This window comes from Paenibacillus sp. tmac-D7, from assembly GCF_006519665.1.
GTDB lineage: Bacteria > Bacillota > Bacilli > Paenibacillales > NBRC-103111 > Paenibacillus_G > Paenibacillus_G validus.
Genome location: NZ_VIDW01000055.1, coordinates 17,477 through 27,340, shown reverse-complemented (window position 1 = coordinate 27,340; position 9,864 = coordinate 17,477). Strand labels below are relative to the sequence as shown.

The 9,864-nt window shown below is 48.8% G+C and carries 7 protein-coding genes; 6 read left to right on the top strand and 1 reads right to left on the bottom strand.

Going from position 1 to position 9,864, the window contains the following annotated elements:
* Positions 1–221: 221 nt before the first annotated feature.
* Complete coding sequence (locus tag FKP33_RS23755) at positions 222–1,025, bottom strand: Cof-type HAD-IIB family hydrolase (protein ID WP_127608793.1); 804 nt, start codon at positions 1,023–1,025, stop codon at positions 222–224.
* 293 nt (positions 1,026–1,318) lie between these two features.
* Here FKP33_RS23755 and FKP33_RS23750 point away from each other — a divergent pair, with 293 nt between their 5' ends.
* From FKP33_RS23750 to FKP33_RS23725, 6 genes are all read left to right on the top strand, one after another.
* Positions 1,319–2,866: an extracellular solute-binding protein gene (locus tag FKP33_RS23750; RefSeq protein WP_141336530.1), complete on the top strand. Its 1,548-nt coding sequence runs from the start codon at positions 1,319–1,321 to the stop codon at positions 2,864–2,866.
* A 41-nt stretch (positions 2,867–2,907) separates the two neighbouring features.
* Positions 2,908–4,215 carry an FAD-dependent oxidoreductase gene (locus FKP33_RS23745; protein WP_127608791.1) on the top strand — a complete coding sequence of 436 codons (1,308 nt, stop codon included), beginning with the start codon at positions 2,908–2,910 and terminating at the stop codon, positions 4,213–4,215.
* 32 nt (positions 4,216–4,247) lie between these two features.
* On the top strand, positions 4,248–5,285 hold the full coding sequence (locus FKP33_RS23740; RefSeq protein ID WP_127608790.1) for a Bug family tripartite tricarboxylate transporter substrate binding protein: 1,038 nt from the start codon (positions 4,248–4,250) through the stop codon (positions 5,283–5,285).
* A 121-nt stretch (positions 5,286–5,406) separates the two neighbouring features.
* Positions 5,407–5,850, top strand: a complete 444-nt coding sequence (locus FKP33_RS23735; RefSeq protein ID WP_054798185.1) for a tripartite tricarboxylate transporter TctB family protein — start codon at positions 5,407–5,409, stop codon at positions 5,848–5,850.
* Between the two features lie 21 nt (positions 5,851–5,871).
* Positions 5,872–7,392 carry a tripartite tricarboxylate transporter permease gene (locus FKP33_RS23730; protein ID WP_141336529.1) on the top strand — a complete coding sequence of 507 codons (1,521 nt, stop codon included), beginning with the start codon at positions 5,872–5,874 and terminating at the stop codon, positions 7,390–7,392.
* 142 nt (positions 7,393–7,534) lie between these two features.
* Entirely contained in the window at positions 7,535–9,859 is a 2,325-nt protein-coding gene (locus FKP33_RS23725; RefSeq protein WP_155615070.1) for a helix-turn-helix domain-containing protein, read from the top strand.
* Positions 9,860–9,864: the final 5 nt, after the last annotated feature.

Sequence of the window (9,864 nt, the reverse complement as noted above, 5' to 3'; positions counted from 1 at the left end):
GTCCGCCCGGCGTCCCGGGAAAAAGACCGCGGTCCGGATCTCCGTTCGTAGGTTTAACCATTGTAAATCTCCCCTCTGCTAGTAAGTTGCTATCGGATAGGCTGATGCCTAATAGAAACCTTACCCAACTATATGTAGCAATACTGCAAAGGTGAACAAGAAAAAAGAAGAGGCTTGTCGCTTTTCGCCTCTTCTTGTCCGTCCGAACCGCGCGCCTTTCGCTAAACGGTTTGGAGTATGAATTTATCCACGACGTGTTTGACACCGTCCTCATTGTTGCTGAGCGTCACGTAATCGGCGATCGCCTTCAACGGGTCGACGGCGTTGGCCATGGCCACGCCAAGACCGGCCGCCTCCAGCATTTCACGGTCGTTCCAGCTGTCGCCTATGGCGATGACTTTCTCCAAATCGAAGCCGAAATGGCCGGCCAGATGAGCCAGCGCATGTCCTTTCGTTCCTTCCGCGTGAACGATCTCCAGAAAATGCGGCTTCGATTTCGTAATGTGCACCTGCTGCCCCAATAACCCGCGCAGCTCGGCGGCGACGCTGTCCAGCTTGTCGGGCTCGTCGATCACCAGAAGCTTGTTCGACGGCTTGCCGGCCAAGGATCGGAAATCCGGTTCGACGATGAAAGGGACCTTGGATAACGAGGCATACGCTTCCGCCTTTTCGTTACGCTCTTTCACGTATAATTGGTCGTCCACATACAACTGCAGATGCAGTCCGTTGCGCTCGCAATAATCGAAAATGAGCTGCGCGGCGGAAGCCGGCACACAGCGCTCGTACAAGACGTTGCCGTCTATCGCGTTTTTCACAAGCGAGCCTTGATAAGTGATCAACGGTACGTTCAGACCGAGCTGTTCGGCGATCGATCGGGCGGACGCATACATGCGGCCGGTAGCGAGCGTTACGACAACGCCGCTGGCTATGGCTGCGGCAAGCGCTTTCTTCGTGCCTTCGGTTACTTGTTTGTCATCGTTGATCAAGGTGTCGTCAATGTCGATCGCGATCATTTTATAGTTCATGATTCGTCCACTCCCGTGCTTCAAATTGTTCTTATTATAACGGAAGGGCACGGGTTTGAAAACCTTGACTCCCGGCCATCGCCGCAGAGTTCCGTGAGCGTGGAGCAACCGCGCATGAATTTGAATGTGCTTTTATAGTATTTTTTTTCTCAAGGGATTGAAGCTGCGAAAAAAAGTGCTATCATGCTTGGAAGGTAGCGAATTAGCGAAGCTTGGGCTGGAAAAAAAGTATGGTTGCCGCTAATCGCCAAATCAATTACCTTATGAATGTGACATTGCCAAGGAGGTATAAGATGCCTGGAAAAGAAAGAGGTCGAAAAGGAGTCAAGGCGCTGCTTGTCTTGGTTTGTTTTACGGCTTCCGTACTGAGCGCATGCACAAGCAACGAAAACGGGATGAACAAAGGAGGAAAAGAACAAAATCCGGACAAACCGCTTGAGGTAAGCATCATGACTACGTTCCGCGGTGCAGAACCCCCTTTGAAGGACAATCCGATATGGATAGAGCTGGAAAACAAGCTGAACGTCAAGCTGAACATAACGTGGTATTCTCCAAATAATTACTTGGACAAAATGAACGTGACCCTGGCTTCCGGAGATTTGCCGGATTTGCTGTTGATCGAAAACCCGTTCGCGCCGAACGTTGTTAGCGCGGTGAAACAAGGGGTTTTCTGGGATTTAACGGACATCGTTACCCATTACCCTAATTTGATGGCAGCTCCGAAAGATTCCTGGGAAAATATTAAAATCGAAAATAAAATTTACGGCATTACCCGCGCGCGTCCCACGGTGGGCCAGTATGGAATTCCAATCGTTCGTAAGGATTGGCTCGATAAGCTGAATCTTGAAGTTCCGGAAACGATGGACGATTTGTATCAAGTTATGAAAGCGTTCACCGAACAAGATCCTGACGGCAACGGGTTAAGAGATACCCCCGGGTTTGTCGGGATGGTGGAAGCCGATAACATGGGTTATTTTACTTGGGCTCGCGACGTATTTAATCATGCCAACGGTTGGAAAGTAGACGGCGACCAAATCATTCATCCCGATCTGCTGCCCGGGACCCGGGAAGCGCTGCTATGGTGGAATAAAGCCTACACCGAAGGTCTGGTGAACCCCGATTTTGCCGTCATGAAGCTTTCCCGGATGAAAGATCAGCTGAAGGCGGGAAAAGGAGGCGTCTTTTCCTCCGCCGTCATCCAGGACTGGATTCTGCTAAGAGATTTGCGGAAGGTTGAACCGAAAGCCGATTATTATCCATTAAACTATGTACAGGGTCCCGGGGGCAGATTTGTCGGACGGGATACGGGCCATTTCGGTATGTATGCGATTTCAAAAAGGGTGCCGGAATCCAAAATGAAGCAAATATTGAGCATGATGGATAAAGGAGCTACGGATGAAATCGCCAACATCGCGAACTTCGGCATGGAGGGCATTCATTACAACGTCGTGAACGGGATGAAGGTTTCCACGGAGCAAGCGGTTAAGGATAACGTATCCTTGGAAGTCTTCGGACAAGTGTTCACAACGAACGACAAGTATGCGTTAAGAGCTTTCGCTACGGGCATTCCGAAGGATTTGTACGAAAGAAACAAACTTACGCTCGATGAACGGGAGAAGTACAGCGTGGCCAACCCGGCGGCAAATCTTATTTCCGAAACCGGAGATAAGTACATGCCGGAAGTTAACAAAAAATCCCAGGATCTGAAGACGAAGATTATTATGGGAACCGAGCCGATTGAAGCTTGGGATCAATTCGTTCAAAAGCTGAAAGCCGATGCTAACTTTCAGAAATATATCCAGGAAATGAATGAAGCATACAAAAAGTCCCGAGGGAAGTAAGCGCAGCAAAAATTAGGATAACTCATAAGGTGGGCGTTCGAATGTTTGAAGCAGCAGCACAAGAATTAGGTTTGAAATTTGCCGGGGATATCCATACGGATGTTTTTGTTATGGGAGGGGGGTTCGCGGGCATAGGGGCAGCCGTTGGGGCGGCGAAGAGCGGAGCAGAGGTTTTGCTTATTGAAAAATACGGATTTCTAGGCGGCATGGCTACCGCCGCGGCCGTGAGCACCATTTGCGGAGCTTACTCGGCCGACAAGCAAAAAAAGATTATAGGCGGTATTCGAGATGAACTCTTCGATGAGTTGAGAGCGCTTGGCGGGGTACAAGAAGGCGTCGATTTCGGGCAGCATCGCGCCGATACATGCGACCATCACTTGTTGAAATATGCCATCGATCGGGTGTTGTTGAATTACAGCAATATCCATCTATTATTACACACTCAAGTGATTGGGGTTAAGCAAGAACACGCGAAGATCCAGTACGCGATTATTACGAATAAAGAAGGGATCTTTCGGGTATTTTCAAAAAACTATATCGATTGTACCGGCGATGCGGATATTGTCGCTCTGGCCGGCGCCCCTTATGTAATCGGGAATGAAAAGGGACAGATTCAGGCGGCGACCACCGTGTTCAAAATGGGGGACGTAAAGGTTCAGGAAGCCAAAACGATTACGCGGCAAGCATTTAAGGACAAGGTTCAACAAAGCATCGATGACGGCGAATACGATTTATTTCGGACTGCCGGCGTATTTATGGAGTCGGCTGTGGGCGACTCCGTCATTTGCAACATGAACTGGATATCCGATTTTTCTTCATTGAACGCCAAGGAAATGACGTATGCGGAAATCGAAGGAAGGAGGTCGAGTATTGAATACAGTAAATTTTTGAAAGATAAGATTCCAGGGTTCGGCAGTGCCCATTTGAGTGAAATCGCTACGCAAATCGGCATCAGGGAGTCAAGGAGGATCATTGCCGATTTTGTTCTGACCGAAGAGCATGTCATGCAGGGTGCGTCCTTCGAAGACGCGATTTGTTGGGGAGCATGGCCTGTCGAATACCACGATGCCCGAGAGAACAAAACGATAAAAAAATATTTGGATCATGATTACCAAATTCCTTATCGAACCTTAATTCCCCGAAACGTAAACAATCTGCTTGTCGCCGGAAGATCCATCTCGACGACGCATTATGCCAATGCCTCCACCAGGGTCATGGCGCAATGCATGGCGATAGGTCATGCCGCAGGCGTAGCGTGCGCATTAAGCGGTAAGCAGAATGTGCCCCCGAAAGATATAGATATAGCGGGCTTGCAAAAGCAATTACGCGATCAAGGCGCCATCATTTAATCATCCCATAGCGATTATAGGAGGAATATTCAATGAAATTGCATAGCCAAGGAAAGTTTTTGAAAAAGGGAATCGTTTTTACGGCAATCGCAAGCATGCTTATGATTACCGCTTGTTCTGCGAACGGCTCTGAGCCGAAGTATCCTACCAAGTCTATCGAGGGCATCGTGCCGTTCGGAGCGGGCGGAGGAACCGATCTCGTTTCGCGCGCCATAGCCACGGTTGCCGAGAAGAAGCTGGGCCAGGGGATTGCGATCACGAACAAGCCCGGCGCAACCGCCACGGTAGGTACGCAGTACGTTTATGATAAAAAGGCGGACGGCTACACCTTGCTGTTCTCAGCGGAAAATCCCGGCATCTACGGCGTGCTGCAGCTTTCGGAGCGGGGGTTTCATGAATTTTATCCGGTCAACATCATGGGGCGCGGTATAGCCACGATCACCGTACCGAAAGATTCCAAATATAAAACGCTGAATGATCTGATACAGGATGCGAAAACGAATCCGGGCAAAGTTAAAATGGGTTCGAGCGGCCCCGGGGGACTTTCATTCATGGTCACCACGATGATCAATTCCATCTCCGATACCAAATTCAACATGGTTCCGTTTGACGGCGACGGCCCGATTCTCACGGCGCTGCTCGGCAATCATATTGACGTGTCGGTCGTAGCTTTGTCGGCGGCGATCGAAAATGCGAAAGCCGGAAAGGTACGCGTGCTTGCCGTTGTTAACGATGAGAAGGTGAAGGAACTGCCGGACGTGCCGGCGATTACGGAAACGTTGCCGGATATGAAGAAGTTTCTTCCGTGGGGACCGTTTTATGGCGCTTGGGTGAAAAAGGATACCCCTGACTCTGTTAAACAAAGTTTGGTGAAAGCGTTCTCGGAAGCGCAGAAGGATCCCGAATTCCTGAAACTGCTGGAGAAAATGGCCGTGGTACCTATGGGAATCTCCGGCGATGAAGCAGAGAAGTTCTGGCGCGACTGGCAGTCAACCTCCGCTTGGCTATTGCAGGATGCCGGCGCGGCTAAAGTAAGCCCTGAAACATTGAAAATTCCCAGGAAACAATAATCGTTCCTATCGATTATAGGAAGCATGCGATCGCATGTTCGATGGGCAGCCGTGGGCAAGCAGGAGACCGTTCTCCCTCTTGCCCGGCTGGAGGAAACATGGAATGAAAGGAGGATACCCTATGTTGTCAGACCGTATCGGCGGGCTGATCAGTATCGTCTTCGGCGGCATATCGGTGTCGGAAGCCATACGTTTATATCCCGAGCGTGTAAGTACGTTTGTCGGGGATTACCTATTGCCCGGAGTTGTAGGCGCAGGTTTGATCTTACTCGGCCTGCTCATGCTCTTCGCGAAAGGGGAGCGCTTCAAGGTAGAGTTCCCCGAATCTAAAATCATGCGCGGGATGCTCCTCGTCGTAGGCATCATGTTTGTTTATTGGATTTTACTTCAATTTTTAGGGTATACCCTTAGCACGTTCGTCGTTTCCATAGCTTTATTTAGGGTCATCGGCTCCTACAATTTGCTTAGATCGGCGATTTATTCGACCATTCAAGTAGCGGTCATTTACCTGATTTTTGTTTATTGGCTCAGAATGCCGTTCCCTGAGGGAATTTTAAATTTTTAGGCTAAGGGAGTAAAGGTTAAGATGGAAGCAATAAACTTGCTGTTAGACGGCTTTTCAGAAGCCCTTTCGCCTATGAACCTCATGATGGCCATGTGGGGGGCTATAATCGGTACATTAGTCGGCATGCTGCCGGGGCTTGGACCTACATCCACCATTGCTATTTTGCTTCCGTTCACAACGATACTCGGACCTACAGAAGGCATCATTATGTTGGCCGGCGTTTATTACGGCGCTATGTATGGCGGCTCTACCACCGCAATCCTGCTTAATATTCCGGGGGAAGTTTCCGCAGTCCCGACCTGCCTGGACGGTTATCCGCTTGCCAAACAGGGCCGTGGCGGACCTGCGCTCGGTATTTCCGCCATAGCTTCTTTTGTTGCCGGAACGATGGGGGTCATCGGCCTCGTATTTTTTGCACCGATGCTTGCCGATCAAGCGTTAAAATTCGGCCCTCCCGAATATTTTGCGCTCATGGTATTAGCGCTTACCGTTATTGTTAACTTGTCCGGCAACTCTTTGAAAAAAGGGTTGATCATGGGACTTTTCGGTTATTTGCTCTCCATGGGAGGGATGGGGCTGACCGGAGGAAAGATGCGCTTCAGCTTCGGTTTCGAACCGTTAACGGCAGGTATTGACATGATCAGCGTTGTCATTGGCCTGTTTGCTATCACCGAAGTGATCAAAGGAATGGAAGAAAACACAAAAACGATCGCGATTCAAAAAATCGGCAATATTTATCCGAAATGGTCGGAATTGCGCCAAACGTCTAATTCGATGCTCAGGGGAGGCTTGGTTGGTTTCTTCCTCGGTCTGCTCCCGGGGTGTTCCGCAGCCGTTACAACCTTCCTGGCTTATGACTTGGAAAAGAAAGTGTCCAAAACTCCCGAAAGATTCGGTCACGGGGCCATGGAAGGGGTCGCCTCTCCCGAAGCGGCCAACAATGCAACGAGTTCATCGGGCTTTATCCCGCTTTTTGCGCTGGGGATCCCCAGTTCCACGCCGCTCGCCGTATTGCTGGCGGGTCTGATGATTAACGGACTTACGCCTGGGCCCACCCTGTTTGAAGAGCACGGACCCTTTGTTTGGACGATCATTGCAAGTATGTTTGTCGGGAATGTGATGCTGCTTGTATTAAACTTGCCTTTAGTCGGGCTGTGGGCCAAATTAACGCGGATTCCTTATGGAATCATGGCTCCCATTATTTTGATTCTTAGCGTGATCGGGGCATATTCCATCAATAACAGCATGTTCGATGTATTTGTATCGCTCCTGTTTGGCGTGATCGGATATATCTTTCATAAATATCGTTGGCCTGTCGTTCCGCTGCTTTTATGCTTTGTGTTAGGACCGATGTTCGAGAAGTCCTTTATTCAGTCCATGGCTATGTCATCCGGCAGCTTCAGCATTTTCTTCGAGCGGCCGATCTCGTTGACCATTATGCTGCTTTCCCTGGTGCTTTTCGCATTCTCCATCGTGATGATCAAGCGAACCAAAGCACGGGTCAAGGCTGCTGTTGGATCTGACGTTGACATTGCTGAATAAAGCCGGAATACGGCTTCATTGGAATGCTGCGGCTTGGCAGCTTATGATTGATCATGCCGGCTCCGTAAGTTAGTATGATATTGGAGCTTCCAAGCGGCAGCAGACTTCAGCTTTTCTAACAAACCAATGGAGACGAAGCATAGTGCATAGACTCATTAACAGGATGACGTCATACAAAAGTGTTGCGATGCGTAAAGGCAATTTGTACAAAAAAATATTGATCATTATCCTTATCATCACTTGTTTCCCGGCCGCCTTGATCGGTCTAAGCTTTTACTTTATCGGCACCGAGCAAATCGAGAACGAATTGATGCAAACCCATCGGAGTCAGCTGGAGAAGGATCGGGAACGAATTGAAGAACAGCTTGCGCATATCGAGCTGACCGCTTCCCAATGGGCGCTCAATCCGCAGTTTGACGAAAAACTCAAAGATATCGATTTCTACAAGCAATTCCTGGTCACGCAAGAGCTCTACAAGTCATTATCGATTATTAAAGGTTCAAGCACGTTGATCGATCAGGTTTATCTGTATGTGGACGGGCAGCGTTTGCTCGTTTCCGAGGACGAAGGAATCATACAGCTGACCGAGGAAAACAACCACATCTATCATACGTTGCTGCAGGATAACCGGTCTATTCTATGGACGAAAGCAGCCATCCGCAAAGCGGGCACATCCTTGTCTTTAGTCCATGCATTGCCCAGATTCGGTGCGCTCATCATTACTTTAAACGAGTCCAAATTCAATGATATGGTCAGTGAACTGACCGTTGATAAGAAAGGGTCCTCCTTTATTATCAAGGAAAACGGAGAATGGGTAACGACGGGAATGGACGGTGTGCAAGCGCCAAGCGATCAGGCCGTTTTTTTAGGCAACGAAGTGCTCAAGCGAAGTACGGAGGCCGATTCGTTTATTCTGAAGTGGAACAAGGAAGATTATTCGGTTTCCTACGGGAAGTTTTCCAGAGCGAATTCCACCTGGATTTATATTACGGCTACACCGGTTTCCCAATTAATCGCTCCCGTGCTTTTAATGTCGAGAATGATCCTGGTTGTAAGCGGGGTCGGCATTGCGACCGCCATTTTTCTGTCCTGGTTCGGCTCGGTGCGCCTATACAGCCCGATTCATCATCTGGTCAACATGTTCCGGGAAACCGGTTCCGGGAAGCACGGCGGAGAAGCGGACGAGTTTTCTTTCATCAAGAACCAGTGGCAGCAGCTGATACACGAAAGCCATTACTTGCAATTCCGTATCGAAGAGCAGTCGTCCATGCTAAGAGAAGGCTTCTTATTGCAGCTCGTTCAAGGGCATTTGTATTCGTTTACAGAAAAAGAACTGCGGGATCGCATGATTGACTTCGGCTGGAACGTCGATGAGAAATGCTTTTCCATCATGGTTGTACAACTGGTTGGCTTCTTTAACTCTCCGGGCAATTTTCTGGAAAAGGATAGACAACTGATTACGTTTGCCGCAGCCAACATTATCGAAGAATTAGCCTGCAGTAAATTGGATGCTCCTGCCGTCATTAACTTTCAGGATTTAACGATCGGACTGATGGTTGCTTTTCCGGCGGAGAAGCATTGGCGCCAATTCAAGAGCGAGCTGTTTAAATTAGCCGATGAAATCACCGCGACGCTGAATGCGCTTTTGAAATTGAATGTGATCATCAGCATCGGGAAATCGACCGATTTGATCGGTGAAATTCCGAACGTGCTGCAGGAAGTCAGACAAACGCTGCCATTTCGTACTTTGGAGGAAAACAATCAGGTACTGGACATGGATGAATTCCTGCCTCCCATGACCAATGCCTCCTATTATCCGTTTCAACTTGAAAAGGAGATTCATTCTGCGGTTCGCCGCGGAGACGGGGAGGAAGCGGGCAGACTCATCGGTCAATTTTTCGAAGATATGAGGGACCATCGGACGACCGAGTTTGCTCTTTTACAGTCGGCGTTATATTTGTTGGGCAGTATACTTCAGACGATCATTCAGATCGGGTTTAATCCTCATCATCTTTACAAGGGAGAAAATTTATTCGAGCAACTGGTCAAAAAGCGGGAGCAGGATGAAATCCACGTATGGTTCAACGATAAAGTGCTCGCGCCCTTCGCCAAGGAATATTCGGAAACGCAGGATTCACAATTAAAGTCTTTCGTAAAAAGTGCGATTGATACGATTGATACATGTTATATGAACGATATCTCGTTGGAAGTATGCGCGGATCAGCTGGGCATTCACCCCGTCCGCTTAAGCAAGGGCTTTAAGCAAATTGTCGGGACGACGTTTATCGATTTTTTGACCAAGGTTAGAATCGACAAATCGAAAGAACTGCTCAGATCCACGGATTGGAAGATTCATGATATCGCCAAGCAGGTGGGCTATAATCCTTCTTATTTCAATAAAATTTTTCGCAAGCATGAAGGCATGACGGCAAGCGAATACCGCAGCTTATGCAAGGGTGAGCATTAGAAAAA

What these genes read in the sequence shown, in the direction of transcription:
- FKP33_RS23750 (WP_141336530.1), top strand. Translation starts at nt 1,319, where the DNA reads ATGCCTGGAAAAGAAAGAGGTCGAAAAGGAGTCAAGGCGCTGCTTGTC.
- FKP33_RS23730 (WP_141336529.1), top strand. Translation starts at nt 5,872, where the DNA reads ATGGAAGCAATAAACTTGCTGTTAGACGGCTTTTCAGAAGCCCTTTCG.
- FKP33_RS23755 (WP_127608793.1), bottom strand. Translation starts at nt 1,025, where the DNA reads ATGAACTATAAAATGATCGCGATCGACATTGACGACACCTTGATCAAC.
- FKP33_RS23745 (WP_127608791.1), top strand. Translation starts at nt 2,908, where the DNA reads ATGTTTGAAGCAGCAGCACAAGAATTAGGTTTGAAATTTGCCGGGGAT.
- FKP33_RS23735 (WP_054798185.1), top strand. Translation starts at nt 5,407, where the DNA reads ATGTTGTCAGACCGTATCGGCGGGCTGATCAGTATCGTCTTCGGCGGC.
- FKP33_RS23740 (WP_127608790.1), top strand. Translation starts at nt 4,248, where the DNA reads ATGAAATTGCATAGCCAAGGAAAGTTTTTGAAAAAGGGAATCGTTTTT.